Raw genomic sequence first — 15,511 nt, forward strand, 5'->3', positions numbered from 1 at the left:
ATGTCTATAGCAGTATTCTGTGAACGAACTCTATTTGGAATAGGTGAAACGAATTTTTAAAAGGCTATTAATCTGGAACTGAGAATCGTAATTTGTTTGGTATGGTAAAGGGTATTGGGTACTGTTTGGCCTTTATGTCAGTTTTTTTCTCGCGTTTAAAAAAATGACGAAAAGGGCAAGCTATTCATGAGGTGGTAAAGGTGTTTGGATTAGGCAAAAAACGTAGTAAATTTGGTAAGTGGTTAGACAAACAAGGAATTACACAAGGGGAATTGGAGAAGGCTGCTAAGTTGAGTAGGGGTACTATTTCAAAAGTGTGTAATGATAAAGAATACACACCTAAATTTTCGACTATATCCCAAATAACAAGGGGATTAAAGAAGTTAGGGAAAAACATAAATGAAAATGAATTTTGGATGTAGCTTCACTAAAACCGGTGGGGCTATTTTTATTTTTTTATAAAAATCTCTTCATAAAAGAACGTACATTCGTATATAATAAGAACTAACGTTCTGTTATTTAGGGGGAATAACGGTGTATGACTATTCAATATTGCCAAATCGAATTGTTTTATGTGTAGATCTTCGTTCGTTCTATGCCAGTGTATCGTGCATCAAAATGGGATTAGACCCACTTCATACTAAATTGGCTGTAGTTGGTGATGTGAATAGGAGTGGTTCAATTGTTTTGGCTGCAACTCCACCATTAAAAGCATTAGGCGTTAAGAAAATGGCGAGATTGTATGAGATACCACGTCGTAAAGATATCCTTGTGGTAAATCCAATTATGAGTACTTACATAAAATGTTCTAATTTCATTACTAAGTTGGCTCTACAATACGTGCCAATTGAGGATTTTCACCAATATTCCATCGATGAGTTCTTTATGGACATTACGGATAGTATTCATTTATTTGCTAATGATCCATATGAATTTGCATTGAAATTCAAACGAGAGATATATGCTAAGACGCGAATTGAATGCACGATAGGAATTGGTCCAAACCCTTTAATGAGTAAGGTTGCCTTAGATGTAGAAGCGAAGAAAACGAAAGATTGCATAGCATACTGGAAATACAAAGATGTACCCATAAAATTATGGCCAATACGACCGCTTAGTAAGTTTTGGGGGATTTCGGGTAAGACAGAAGCAAAGTTAAACCGAAAAGGCATTCACTCAATCGGAGACTTGGCGCAATATCCACTCAAATATTTAAAACAGAGCTTCGGGGTCATTGGCGAAGAACTACACTTACATAGCAACGGCATTGATTTTAGCCGAATATCAGAAAAATACGTTCCGGCAACAACTTCTATTGGTAAAAGCCAAATACTTATGCGTGATTACACCATAGAGGAATTCCCAATTATTCTACTGGAACATATCGAGGAAGTTTGTTATCGAATGCGAAGGCAAAACAAACTAGCTCAAACTATTCATTTTTCTATTGGTTACAGTAAAAATTACGCTGGCGGTTTCAGAAAAACTCACACTATGAACCGACCAACCAATTTGACAATGGATATATATAAGATTTGTACATACTTTTTACATGAGTTTTATACTGGGGAACCCATTAGAACTATCAATGTTTCTTTAACTAACTTAATCAATGAAGGCGAAGAACAAATCTCACTATTCGATAACGTAATACAACGCGAAAAAGAAATGAAACTAACTAAAGTAATGGACGAAATACGCACTAAATTCGGTAAGAACAGCATATTACGAGGGATTTCGTATACAAATAGTGCAACAGCAAGATACAGAAACACATTGCTAGGGGGACATAAAGCATGAACAACGCTAATATGCCAAAAGGACGAGGAATGGTTAAATGGACTCCATTCGCAGCGATGCCAGAACAATTCGCTGGTATCCGTGAGATTATTAAAGACAAGGCAAAAGTAGAACGCCCTACATTAACCCAGGAAGAGCAAGAACGTATTGAGAATATGCTTTTATGTTCGCTACTTTCTGAAGAAGAAATATTGATTACATATTATGAAGATGGTTTTTTACTTACTAGCTATATGACCGTCATTGATATTGATCCGTTAAATAAATCTATAATTTGTACGGATGCATTTTATAATAATATGACGTTGAAATTTATTGATATTATTGATGCAAAATGAAAAAAGGCCGTCCAACAGGACGGCTTTCGTTGTTTACTTTTTAATATACTCGTACCACCATTGCCTTTCATCCATCCAAGCTGTAATTTTATCTAGTTCGCCATTAGGTAGTATCTCAGTTTGTAAATACGCTAAACCAGTTAGTGGATCAGATACAACCTGACCTTTAGTTCCGCGCTCATTCATAGCATTTACGACTTCCTGGACTAGTGAAATACCAAATCCGCCAGATTTAACATATTGATAGCCGCCATTGGCAATAGCTTGTTCTGGTTGTTTTTCTCCAGTAAACCAAGATAATGATTTACTGCCAATCAATTGGTTCAAATCACACTTACCAATACCAGGTACATTACCTGTCTCTGTGTATTGCCAAATATCACATGGATAAGCTGGCTTGTTACCGCCATAACGAGGAATCCATACAAAGTCAGCTTTTACATTAGCCATGCCAAACGGAGCATACATATGATGGCCAACATATAAACCGACTTTCTTGGCTCCTAATCGGCGTAATTCATCAATAAAGGCTTGCGTACCCGCTCTCATATCATCCATTGTTTTTACTTCTACATCAGCAACCCAAACTGTGGCACTCTTGTCTCCGCGATTCCAAAAGTCCCTAGCTTCTATACGTGCATCATTTTCAGAAACGAAACGACAGAATGCATAATTCCCAAAAGGAATACCGTGTTGCTTCATGGCTTGTACATATCCTTTATATAATGGATCCACATAATTAGAACCGTCTTGTACACGAGCTATAATAAAATCAATGTGTTGTTTTGCTACAGGCCAATTAATATTACCATTCCATTTTGAAATATCTATAATGTGTCCCATTATTTATCCGCTCCTTTGTTTTGTTTATCGGCAAACCATTTACCTGCTGTAGGGTTAGATACAACACCTGCAGCAATCAAAATGTATAGAATCATATCTACATATTCCTGATATCTTCCTAAATTAAAATGAGGGACAGTATCCATTAATACCATCCCTAACAGTGCGAACAACGCTACCCATAATCCATAATTCTTGAATTTCTCTTGCATCATTATTTCCTCCGTTTCCTTGTATCAGAACGTTTTATTTTTGCTTCAATTTCACTTGCCACACTTTCCAGTAACCATGTTGGAATCCATTTATCCCAACCGACACGAACGCAATTAGCTGTGAAACTATTGAAAATATGATATGTTAAACCGCCTGTTACCATAAAAAAGAAGAAATCGGGTAACTTGAATGCGATATCAAACATGTGAGCTAAACATGGCAGTAAAAAAAGCACCACGGTACGCGCGATGCCTTCTACTCCATATGCTGATGAATATGATCCATCTAATTTAGATGCCTTACTTCCAGTAATCCAATCTAAAGTTACTACCATCATCAGAATACAAATCCATATTAAGTTAGATTTTCCGTATACAATACTTAAAAATGTTCCTAACCCTCCACCAACTAATGAACCAAGCTTAAATGTTGTAGAGTTGAAAACGTCAATTATATTAAGACTTCTGAAAATATCATGCACTCGCTCCAATTATTCACCTCCTTTTAAATATAAAAAAAGACCAGCTTACTGCTCTGTTTGCTTTGTATTTTCTGTTGTTGGTGTTTCATTCATCAATTTCCTTACCAATTCTTCTAGTGCCGCGATTCGGTTATCTTGATCCACCTCCTTAAGCTTTTGCTCTTCAAGTTCTTGCTTTAACATACCAATATCAAACTGCATATTGTCCATTTTCCAGTCTAGTTCTTGTACGGATTGTATTGTAATAGAAACTGAACTATATAATGTGATTGCATCTTTCTCAGGGGTGGTAAATACTCTATCGCTATCCTCGGCAATCATACCGTAGTTTACAGGTAAAATGTCAATCTCGCCCGCATTGTATTTTTCAACGTCTGCAATTAAATTATATTGCTTAATTTTTACACTGTTCACTTTTTCAAGCGCTGAGAAAGGTAAATCCTCTATATTAGTTTTAATCTTACGTGTAGACGTAGGTACGAACTCTAGCGCATACATTCTTCCTTGTGCTGATATATTCTCCGTAGCTCGCAGTGTTCTCAGTTTAATGTCTCGGAAAGCGTCACCTGTCGCACTTTTAATCTGTAATCCTTCACCAACATAATCAGGATGCCTTGCCATTCTAAACATAATCTGATTTGCAAAAGTAAAATCTACATCTCCTTGAGCAGTTGGAGCTAAGTCTTTAATTGTCATTGCAGGGATTGACCTATTATCACTTGTATAAAATTTAAAGTAGCCACGTTTAGCGATAAAGTCCATATCTTTAGAAGCGCTCAAGGTTACAAATCCTGTAATACTACTTGTGGAACTAGCAGTAAGAGAAATATTACCATTAGTGTTAGTTACGCTCATATCCCCTACAGAGTTAATTTGCATTGCTCCATCATATCTGTAGAAATTGATATAGGAAGATTTAATTACGTCATTTCCATTACGACCTGTAGCAATCCCAATCGAAGCCACTGAGTTAGTGAATACGTTTGAATTTATTGTAGTTTGGTCAATTACTAATGATCCATTTAACGTCCCTGTAGTCTCATAATCATTACCAAGAATTAAAGCGGACTGAACATTCCCATCTGTACGCTCAATGAATCCTAAATAACCTCTACTACGTCCACCACCGTATACAGTTAAATTCTGTGCATTTAAACGAATTTGATTGGCGCCTGAACCTGCAGGAGCGGTTTGAATTGTTACCCCTTGCAAAGTCTGCGCTTTAAGGTGTTTTGCTTCAATGTAACCATCAAGATAAATCTTACTCGCTTGAATCAACACAGATTGAGCTGTTTGGTTGATTGTAGAAGAAATTTCGTTATTTTTAACTCGTAAGTTAATTTCATCACTCATTAGAGATAACTTAGAAGAATGCGAATCTACTATAGCTTTACTTCCAAAACGTCCATCGGAATCTACTTTATTGTAAACATCATTACTCTCTGCCTTTAAGTCAATACGATTAGATTGCTGATTGATACTTGTTTCAAGAGTAGATACTTTAGAGTCGAACTCAGAAGTAGCCACTTTCTTTGCTATCTCTCCAACAAGTTGGTCATAGTTAGCGTAGTCTTTTGGGTTTTCCATGAAAGCACTAGGAATCTTCCCTTTTTGGAGTTGCGGTTGAGACATCCATAGTCTACCGTTACGGGTAATAGTTACAACACCTCGAACAGCATTATGAGCTGCAGCAGGTGCAGGTAAAGTTGCAGAAACAAACACCCATGAGTTATTAGCTAATATAGGGACTAGTTGTACAGCGCTATTTGTTACCAAAGTCCCACCATTGTAATAAGCTATTTGTATATAAGCTCCACCGTCTAGCAAGTCTTTATTATCTGTATAGAACCAGGATGAAAATACATAGTCCCCTGAATTAGCTTGACTGGGTGCATTTTGATACAAACTAGCAGGTGCATTTGCTGTTAATCCGGTAGTTTCTAATTTCACTGAGTTATATCCATCATGGTTGCGAGCCGACTCAGGCGTAGCTTTAAAATTTGTACCGTTCGCCCATATCCCCCATTTAGCGACACTAGGAGTTCTAGATGTGATTACTCCTGTAGAAGCGTTTATTACTCGATCTTCAAAGGCAGTATTAAATAGTAAGTTTGTGCTTCCTAATCCACCAACATATTCCTGCATTTGCGTATCAGACACTTTAGACTTGATTTGATTATTCAGCTGTGAGATATCGGTTGTGTTTTGCTGAATAATCTCCCCATGTTTCCCTTGTGTCTGGGATATCGTTGTAATGGTTTGAGAATTCGAATCTGCAGTCTGTTTAACTTGATTCAATGTAGATTGCATTGTATCTTGATCTTTTTTTACATTGGATACAGTAGTCGTAACACCCTCCACACTTTTCTCAATCTCCGTAGTTTTAGATTGAAAAGTCCCTTGTGTTACTCCGTCTTCTGGAGCAAGATTCCAAGCTTCAAGTAAGTCGCCAAATGTAACCATTATTCCTGTAAACGTTGCATCTACAGTAGTTGTATTAGCGGTTGCTATATTTACACGTACCTCTTTCAAAGTACCTGTATATTTAGTCGTATCAAATTTAACTGAAATTCGTTTCCAACCATTTGTTACCTCTTTTTGTGGAAAAATAGAATAATAGTATTGTTCTTTTCCATTTTGGTCATAAGTAAACCGCATGTACAAACGGGGATACTCAGATGTAGAGGTTACTGTTTTTACATCCACATAGCAGGAAGCAACCCCTTTTTTATTTATAAAAGGCTCTGTCTGTAAAAGCTGAGTGACAAAAGCGCTATTACTTGTTAATTGCAGACCTTTCTTAATTTCTGGAACATTTGGTAATGTAACATCGACAATTTTAGTAGTAACTGCATTTGTGATTCCAGTCCATCCGTTTTTATCATTTGAAAAATCCGAGTTAATTACATAGTTTCGAACATTAACTTCTCTTGTCTCTAAACTTGTAAGTTTTTCAGTGATTTTTCCTGCTTCCGCTTTAATTTCAGTTGTTGTTTTCTTTAGTTCGCTTGTTGTTTGCTGCACTTCCGAAATCGTCTCTTTTGTGCCTTCTACAGTTTGTTCGACTGTATTTAATTTACTGCTAATTTCAGTGTCGTTTTTAGTTAACGCTTCAATGGATTGTTTAAATCCATCTGAAGTTTGCTCTATTTGAGTCACTTTCTTATTAATATTACCTTGTTCGTTTTGCACTTCAGAAATTGTACGGCTAACCCCCTGCAAGCTTTCATTCACTTCATTGAATTGTCCTGTCGCCTGATTTTGTGCATCTTGAACCTTTTGATTCAATTCTGTTTTAGTATTTTCAATATCTTTTTGAACATCTTTAATACTTTGCTGCAATGGACCTGTATCCGGAGTAACCCTTTGCCATTGCCCATCTTTCCAAAGTTTCTGCACCTTATTTTCAGGATCAGAACTATCTATCCACAGAGTTTTCCCATCACGTAAATTCTCAGTAGGGGCTGTAGGTTGCTCGATAATATCAACCATATTCTGCTCCATATACTTTTGAGTAGCAGTTGCTAAATCTTTGGCAGTTTGAGATTCTTCGACAGCTTCATTCGCCTTATTTGCTGCATCATTTGCCTTTTCTTCTAAAGCAGCAAACCATTCTTTCGATACTTTATCGTTAATCATTGAAAGCATCTTTTGATACAGTTTTCGCAACGCTTCATCTTGGTCAACTATTTCCACATAGTTTCCGAATGTATGTTTATTTTGATGCTTATCCTTGTAGGAATTGTCTCCTGCAATAGCTCTTGCTTCCAGGTATAGAGTTGGCGTCATTCCTTCATCGATAATGCGTATTGTGTCGCCCTCACTTACATCCTCATGTTCATATCCAAATACGCTAGATATATCAATGGAATTCACTTCGTAAGTAACGATTGCAGATACGCGCTTTTTCAGTTCCGTTTTTGCTAATGTTAACAATCGGGCCGGAGTAAGTTCGTCTTTTTCAGACTCCGGCGTATAGAATCCGAATAGATGCTTTCCGTTCACATTCCAACGTTGAAATGCTGCGTCATCGACGATATATTGAGATCCGTTATTCACAGATTCAATAGTGATTAACTTGTCATTTCCATCTGCATCTTGTCCTATATAATACGGAACTAATGCCGTAATAATGTTCTCAGAGTTCTCTATACGTTTGATACCTACTAAATCCTTACCAAGAGTAACCTCTTTATTCGTTTCTCTACCACGCTTCTTAACAAGGTCAATGAATCTTCTTGGTTTTCCTGTTCCAATTTCAATTCTGTATTGGATCTCGATGTTGTCGAAGAGAGTTGCGATTTGCTGAACGAATTGTAAAGGGCTTATGAACTTTTCAATCTTAAAAGAACGCTTACCTTCCGCTTCGATAAGACCGATTTCCCACCCGGTACCTGTGATACCGAGTGCTAAATACTGTTCAGCGCTCCAACTTTTAATCTCCTGCGGTTTTATATACTTCTCTTTATCAAGTAAAATCCACTCACCTGATGCATAGACAGTAACATTGTGAGCTTCAGAGTCTTTTTCAATAGAAGTGATTACATAGGGAGTAATAACACCTGGGTTAGTTTCTTTTAATATCAAATTCTTTTGTTGGATATAATCTAGAAACGGAGAATCTTCTAATAGTTTGAAGTCCAGTATGTCAACATTATCTTTAATCTCCCAATGCCTTAGATCATCGAAATAATCTGCTGGCTGAATAGAAGCGATAATTTGTTTTGTTTTAAAGTCTACAATGTGTAAATCTCCGCTTACTTTCTGCATTATTTATATCTCTCCCTGTAAGTTAATGTAGCAGTCCCTATATTGCTAGGACGTACAATGATATTGTTGTCACCTCGCTTCACAATCGGGAATCGACTGAAAATATCTTTCAAACCTATTGCATTTGTACCGTTTATTGTTACTAATGATCTCTCTGTATCTATCTGAACTTTATCCCCTACATCAAAAATATAAGGGGTTTCATCAAGCGTTAATGTATTAATCTTCCAAAACTTCACATCTTCAATAAACGCTATTTCAGCAGGTGGATGTGGACCATAAGCGATACAACCTACAGCTACCTTCGTGACTGGTCTAGAAGTCATGGGGTTGCTATCGGATTCGTCTCTCCAGGCGCGGACAAAACTAGCATCATCTATTTCGGTATTTTTGCGATACTTAGCAAAATAGAAACTCCACTCTTTACCTCTACGCGCTACCGAAACATGCCCCCTGAAATTATTAAATGTATCAGAGTACATGCCCATTTCGTCAGTGATCCACTTTCTAGACCCTCCTGAATCAATAATCGATTGTGCCGTTGTCATTTCATGACTCATATATTCATCAGCCATCGCTAATTCAACTATTACATTATCATTAGCATCTAAAAGCATTACCACCGTTTTCCCCATTCTGCTCCAATGACCAGACTGAAAATACATTTGCACATCAAGTCTAAAGTCTTGAATAACACCACTCGTATTAGGGATAGTTCGTTTCATAAAGGGACCATGCCACTCAGTATCAGTTCCTGTTCCGTATGATTCAGGTGTAAAAGCATATCCTTGCCATACCTTCATATTTCCTGAACTTTTATAAATCCCTATTTGACCAGTTACAGCTGTCCAAGGTGTTAAACTAGTCATTTCGTCCCATATCAGGCGCTCATCTTGCTTTACCACACGAGTTTTAACTCCAGTAGGATAACCGAGCCTAAAATATTCATCATTATTCCATACATCCAAGAATGGGCTAGGGTTTGCTACTTTAATATCAATAACTGGATTCGTTTCTACTGTTCCTTTATTTTCAAAATTAGCTTTTAATTCTTGATTCTGTACTGACATAACTTTAGTTTGAACACCCCCTAATTTATATGGCATAGGGCAGACAAATGTAATCTTTCCTTTTCCTCTGAAAATTAATTCATCTATATCTGCTTCACCATCAATTACGGCCATGTATGTGCGATCTGGTTCATCATCAAAAATTAATTCACAAGGTTGATCTGTCACAAGCCAATCCGCTAAGTCTTCTTTCTTCTTTTGCATTTCGCTTTGGCTACCCGCCTTAATAATGACCGGAACTTCTATTGTTCTTACATTTGTATTTGTTTGTAGGAGATACCCTCCTGCTTTAGAAGGAACCTTTAAGATATCTCTCTCAACAGGAGACCATACCGGTCGGTTAAATCCCATTAAGATAAAAATGTAGTCTTTACGTATCCCATTAAAAGAAAAACTACCTGATGGCATTTAACTACCTCCTTCCTATATTTCATCTATAAAAAACACCTCCCTTAGTTAAAAGGAAGGTGTTACAGTTGGTTTAAATTGTGCCAGACGTTGTTTTCGTCTGTTATTTGTAGTTTCTACAGGTTGCGCTAATGCTTCTCCAACAACCTTTTTATCCAATACGATATACGTGTTACCTTGATCTCTTTGGTTATTATCTGGAGATGTTGTTTTAACTTGTTGCTCTTGTTTAGGTACTCTGTATATAACCTGTTGAGCTGTAGGGGTAACGTTAATCATATCGTTAACGAATCGCTTAGAACTAGCAAATGAAGATTGTAAAGCAGCACTATCGATATCACCGGATACAAGATCACCCATTTGTATATCTTCAGTGATGGCTTGGAAACCATCCATAACCGCCTCTGCAAGTGACTTAGCTTTATTAATAGCAAATTTAGCTTTATCGCCAATACCTAGTCCTAAACCTGTTGTTATAAATCCACCTTGTGCCTTCATAACACGGGAAGGAGAATGGATATCAAAGAAATTAGTGATTGTCTTTTTTATACTAGAGGCTACGTCGCCCATAACCTCTTTAGCATTTTGAAGTTTTGATTTGATACCATTGATTAAACCGTTCATGATATCTTTTCCGGCTCCTAACAAAAATGTTCCGGCGTCCTTAAAGCTATTCTTAATTGCCCCTAAAACTTCTACGACCAATGTAGAGGTAAGGCGTCCAATCGTCTTAAGAATACCTTCAATTAACGCTAGGAGCAGTTGCACGCCTACAACGATAATTTGAGGCAAGTTCTGTACGATTACCTTAGCAAATTCAACGATAAGTTTAAGAGCCATGACTACTAGTTTCGGTATTGATTGAGCGATACCATGGATAAGCATTTCTAATATCTGAATACCTTTTTCTAGGATTGTAGGCAAGTTGTCTACTATTCCTTTTGCTATCGTGATTATAAGTTTGATAGCCATGTCTAGCAATTGAGGGAGCATTTTAACAATCCCATCAATTAGTTTCATAAGAATGTCGATACCCGCTTGTAATATTTGTGGTAAGTGCTTAATAACCGAATCGAGAAACTTATTCATCATGTCGTATCCCATTTGCACCCACTGCGGAAACCTTTGAACAATCCCGTTAATTAATTCTGTTAAAATTTTAATTCCTGCTTCTAGGATTTTAGGCAACATGTTATTGATACCAGTTAAAAGATTCTCGATGATCTGTAAAGCCATTTCTAGTAGTTTAGGAAGGTTGTTAGCAATGCCTTCACATACTTTCATGATAATATCAAGCCCTGCATTTATAAGACTAGGAGCCATTGCGATAACAGCGGTCATGAGAGCATTCGTAGTATTAACGATAACGTCAATAGCCATTTGTACGATTATAGGCAAAGCTGTAACTAATCCGTCTACTAGCTTAGAAATGATATCAATACCAATCTGTATTATCGTAGGTAGCATTCCCACTATCGTTTCTGCAAACTTTAACAAGATGGAGCCTGCAGTCTCTAGAAAATTAGGGAACATATTATTAATACCTTCTACGATTGTAGGCAAGAAGCGCATAGCGGTTATAAGTAACCCTGGCAAGCCTCCTACCAAGAGTGTAATAAGTGTAGGCATAATAGTTGAGAAGATTTGTCCTAGTTGAGAAGTATCCCCTCCCATAGCAAGCCTGATAGCTTCAACAAAGTAACCAATACTAGTCTTAATTTGCTCGATAGCAGTACCGATTAAGATAGCAACGTTCTGGAAACCACCACTCATTGACGATAACCAATCGTTCATGATATCTCCTGTAAGTACAACTTGTAAAATGTATTGCCCCAAATTCAATAAATTCTGACCGAATTCCCCTATTACTGGGAAGGTAGCGATAAAGTTCGCTCTAAATTCAGCAAGAGCAATCCCCATCTGCTTGACACCCATTATCATATTTACAGGCAGTTTCATTAGCGACTCATTAGCGAAGTCACCCGTTCTCGCTACCTCTAGGAAGTACATACCCATGTCTTTCAAGGTAACGCCCATTCGTGCACCTTCAGCGACTGTACTAGATACCCAGTCAATTATTGTTTGACGAATATTAGCTACGCTCATGCCAATTTGCAAGGCGGTATTCTGGAACGGCTCTGGCAGATGAGTTACCCAGTCATTCAAATAATCGCCATCGATAGCGGTATACATTAAGTATTTCCCCATACTCATTACGTTCTGCCCAAATTCTTGAATGGCAGGGAACGTACCTATGATGCTCTCCCTCACGCTACTCATTGTTTGGCCAACCTTAAGTGCCGCCCCCTGAAAGCCCTCTGGTAAATGAGTTATCCAGTCATTCAAATAATCGCCATCAAGGGCCGTATAGTAGAGATATTTCCCCATGCTTACCATGTTTTGCCCAAACGATTGAATTACAGGTATTGATGATAGTATAGAAGTCCGTATATTCGCTACTGATTGACCTACTTTCTCTGCAGTGGCTTGGAATGGCTCCGGCAAATGTCCAACCCATTCATTCATTGCGTCCCCTGACTTAGCGGTCTCATATAAGTATTTCCCCATATTGATCATATTAAGGCCAAACTCTTTTGACTTCTGACCCGCTACATTTAACCCCTTCTGCATAGCTTTAATAGAGTTTTGTACTATATCAGATTTATAGGCATTATTAAGTAGCTCTTTTCCGTTATTTGCAAGGTTCTTACTGAAGTCTTTGATTGACTTAATGGTACCGTCTACAAATCCCTTAAATTTCTCGTTGGTTTTATAAAAGTGTGTGAATCCAACTGTTAACCCCGCTATAGCAGCTGCAAGTATCCACACAGGTGTTGACATCGTAGCAAATGCTGTAACAATAGGCATTATTATAGGCCGTAAAGCGAATAGAATCGCTCTCAATCCTCTAAAGTATCCAACACCAAGACCTAGAGGTAGCATAAGGGCCATCAATGCAGGAACTAACATGATGGTCCCTTGTATGAACCGTGCCATTGCAGGGTGGGCCTCGTTGAATGATATAGTCATTTCTGCAAGCTTTGTAACAAAATTAAAGACAGGCACCATAACAGCGGTAAATGCCTGCCTCATCGGCTCTAGGGCTTTCGTTAATTTCTCAATCATATCGTTGTAAGCTTTGGCATATTTAGGATCTAGCTCCATATTAGCCTTGTGCAGAGCGCCGTACATGAAGTAGGCAGACATTCCGACTCCCATCGCTAGGATAGGCATTCCCATCATGATTGAATTCAACCTCATTGTTTCATCTGTTAGTGTTTTCATACTTGCTTGTGGTCCGTGTAACTCTAACGCTATTTGCGCTGCTGATCCACTACGCGCAACTTTATCAAGGCTGTCAACTAATGCAAGCGCAGGTCTAGCGGTATTGTACAATGGATTTTTCATTTGATCTAAGTTTTTTGTGGTCTTAGATGCCAGAGAACTCATTGCATTCATGACACCCATAGTCTGAAGCATCCCCATCATCGCTAAACGATTGGCGTTTATTTGATCGTCTTGGGACTTCTTCATTGCCTTCCCTATTTCATTAGCTTGATTTATAAAATCTTGATTCGTCCCTTGAAATTCTTTAGAGGCTTGAGCCATCTTATAGAATCCGTAAGTAGCCTTAATTTGATCCTCTTTGAATGGAATCATCGCCATTTTCTGAGCGTGAAAACCTTCCATCATTTCAAACATCATGTTCTGAGCCTCTGCAGACATGTATTTAAACGAACCGCCCATGTCATGCATTAATCCGCCTATCTCATTACCGTATGCTCTGCGATACTTACTAGCGTAATACTCTGAGTCTCCTACCATCCCGTTCATTTCTCGGCCCATCGTATTACGCATATCACGAGCTGTGCGGTTCATATTGGAACCAATTCGCCCTAATTCGTTATTCACTCGTTGCACATCTCGTCTGATATTACCTGATTCTAACCTGGTTTCTATATCAACGCGTCCGTCAGCCATTTGAAGTCACCTGCCTCTTTTGCGCCTCTAATCTTTTTAGGTACGCCTTATACTCCATTTCTTCTCTAATGGCTTTAGCTTCCGGAAGTTCATACCGTTCTTTCATTTTCTTAATATGTTTTCGTTCTTCAGCGTTATACTTATCTTTCTTAGGTATTTCGCACGTTCGATAGTGTATCGCTGTACGCATCGGTGTCTTTTCGGACAGGTTATTAAATAAAGCTAAAAACTCTCCCCATTGCAGGATACCTTGTTGTTCAAATAAATTGATATTGTAGTCATACAAAAAAGACGCAAATATCATTTCTGCGTCTAACGTGAAATTAACGATAGGTATTTCTGGATAACATTCTTCGGTTAACGGATTATCTAACGCTTCCGTCATCTCATTGGTCTTCTTACCTGACATTAAATCAATATTCAATTTATCTTTAAACACATCGACGAGAAGTTTTTCCTTTTGTGATGGATTTAATTGCGCTAAAAGTGCATGATCGACAATAATCATATTTAATGCAATGTTAGGTTTTATCCGGTCTGGCACGTCATTATCATCAAAAAGCTCCATCATTTTTAAGACATTATCGAAGGACAGGTTTAACTCTATTGATTCTCCCGCCCATTCGTAAATGTCTCTATTTCTATCAGTAAGTTTGAACATTACTGATCACCTTACTTTTTAAGGTTAGCAAGATATTTAGATTGCGCTTTATCTGATTTTTTTATCATTTCCTCTGCGTATAAATCATTTAAGTAATGAACAAGACTTAGTAGATTACCAACAGAGCGACCAGCGATATCATATAACTCTTCGAAAGCACCTTCACCTAAGAAGACATCAACAACGTCCTTTGTTATTTCTTTTTGTTTAGCAGTTAATGCATCAATTTCTTTATCTGTAGCATTTTCGAAATCTGGTATGACTTTCTGTAGTTCTTTTGTAGATTTCTCGAAACGTTTTAATGCTTTTTGATATTTATTTAACGCATCATCATTAAATTCAACTTGATAAACCTTACCTGCTACATCTACTTCTTTATATGTTTTCTCAAAATTAAATTGAAATACTTGTGACATATAACCCACACTCCATTTTTATATTTTTATGAATCAGTTTATTAAAAGGTGGAGAGTCGCTTAACACGACTCATCCATACCTTAGGGAGTTGTTACTTCCCCAGCTTTAGTGAATGTTGGAATCCCATCGAATGAAATCGTAAATTCAATTTCACCTTTTGCGTTTGCATCTCCGCCTGGAGCTTTAATTTCTGATAAGGTTGCTCTACCTTCCCACTTGTCACCGTTCGGCTCTGTTACTTCAAAGTCAACTTTACGTTCAGGGCCGACTTTATTTAATTTACTGAAGATAAAGTCCTGTGCCGCATCCCCGTAGAAGCGGTGACCTCCAAATGAGTAAGCTAGCATGAATCCAGTAATATCACGTTCAGCAGCACCGCCACCGTCGTAGTAATACGTTTCTTCTGACTCTTCGTTGTTATCAGGATCTACAGATGTAATACCTTTTGCGATAGGTTCCATTTTTTTCGTACCTGTAGTTGCTGTATTAATTTTAAATTTGTACCCATGGTTTAATAAAAATGCCATTC

Annotated in this window: 12 protein-coding genes; 3 read left to right on the top strand and 9 right to left on the bottom strand. The window is 37.7% G+C overall.

The features are described from left to right. The first annotated feature begins 200 nt into the window (after positions 1 to 200). The 3 genes from ACZ76X_RS27915 (at position 201) to ACZ76X_RS27925 (ending at position 2,138) form a co-directional block, all read left to right on the top strand. Complete coding sequence (locus ACZ76X_RS27915; protein ID WP_000467326.1) at positions 201 to 422, top strand: helix-turn-helix domain-containing protein; 222 nt, start codon at positions 201 to 203, stop codon at positions 420 to 422. A gap of 112 nt (positions 423 to 534) precedes the next feature. Further along, entirely contained in the window at positions 535 to 1,800 is a 1,266-nt protein-coding gene (locus ACZ76X_RS27920) for a Y-family DNA polymerase (RefSeq protein WP_479852350.1), read from the top strand. Beyond that, entirely contained in the window at positions 1,797 to 2,138 is a 342-nt protein-coding gene (locus tag ACZ76X_RS27925) for a YolD-like family protein (RefSeq protein WP_479852351.1), read from the top strand. Before ACZ76X_RS27920 ends, ACZ76X_RS27925 begins: the two co-directional genes overlap by 4 nt. Positions 2,139 to 2,171: 33 nt before the next feature. On the opposite strand, the gene ACZ76X_RS27930 is transcribed toward ACZ76X_RS27925, so the two are convergent. The 9 genes from ACZ76X_RS27930 to ACZ76X_RS27970 all read right to left on the bottom strand — a co-directional run bounded on the left by ACZ76X_RS27930 (position 2,172) and on the right by ACZ76X_RS27970 (position 15,509). Beyond that, positions 2,172 to 2,981: a GH25 family lysozyme gene (locus tag ACZ76X_RS27930; RefSeq protein ID WP_479852352.1), complete on the bottom strand. Its 810-nt coding sequence runs from the start codon at positions 2,979 to 2,981 to the stop codon at positions 2,172 to 2,174. Then, positions 2,981 to 3,193, bottom strand: a complete 213-nt coding sequence (locus tag ACZ76X_RS27935) for a hypothetical protein (protein ID WP_098413398.1) — start codon at positions 3,191 to 3,193, stop codon at positions 2,981 to 2,983. Before ACZ76X_RS27935 ends, ACZ76X_RS27930 begins: the two co-directional genes overlap by 1 nt. A gap of 2 nt (positions 3,194 to 3,195) precedes the next feature. Then, positions 3,196 to 3,684, bottom strand: a complete 489-nt coding sequence (locus tag ACZ76X_RS27940) for a phage holin family protein (RefSeq protein ID WP_098235000.1) — start codon at positions 3,682 to 3,684, stop codon at positions 3,196 to 3,198. Positions 3,685 to 3,720: 36 nt separating this feature from the next. After that, entirely contained in the window at positions 3,721 to 8,445 is a 4,725-nt protein-coding gene (locus tag ACZ76X_RS27945; protein WP_479852353.1) for a phage tail spike protein, read from the bottom strand. Next, the gene (locus tag ACZ76X_RS27950; protein ID WP_479852354.1) at positions 8,445 to 9,923 is read right to left on the bottom strand and encodes a distal tail protein Dit; all 1,479 of its coding nucleotides are present in this window, start codon (positions 9,921 to 9,923) and stop codon (positions 8,445 to 8,447) included. Before ACZ76X_RS27950 ends, ACZ76X_RS27945 begins: the two co-directional genes overlap by 1 nt. A gap of 48 nt (positions 9,924 to 9,971) precedes the next feature. Then, entirely contained in the window at positions 9,972 to 13,904 is a 3,933-nt protein-coding gene (locus ACZ76X_RS27955; RefSeq protein ID WP_479852355.1) for a phage tail protein, read from the bottom strand. Beyond that, a complete protein-coding gene (locus ACZ76X_RS27960; RefSeq protein WP_479852356.1) occupies positions 13,897 to 14,565 on the bottom strand; it encodes a Gp15 family bacteriophage protein in 669 nt (222 codons plus the stop codon). Before ACZ76X_RS27960 ends, ACZ76X_RS27955 begins: the two co-directional genes overlap by 8 nt. Before the next feature lie 11 nt (positions 14,566 to 14,576). Further along, complete coding sequence (locus ACZ76X_RS27965; protein ID WP_322364950.1) at positions 14,577 to 14,981, bottom strand: hypothetical protein; 405 nt, start codon at positions 14,979 to 14,981, stop codon at positions 14,577 to 14,579. Positions 14,982 to 15,062: 81 nt separating this feature from the next. Next, positions 15,063 to 15,509, bottom strand: coding sequence for a phage tail tube protein (locus ACZ76X_RS27970; protein ID WP_479852357.1), 447 nt, complete (start codon positions 15,507 to 15,509; stop codon positions 15,063 to 15,065). Positions 15,510 to 15,511 lie beyond the last annotated feature (2 nt).

The sequence above is a fragment of the Bacillus sp. BC05(2025) genome, from assembly GCF_056725905.1.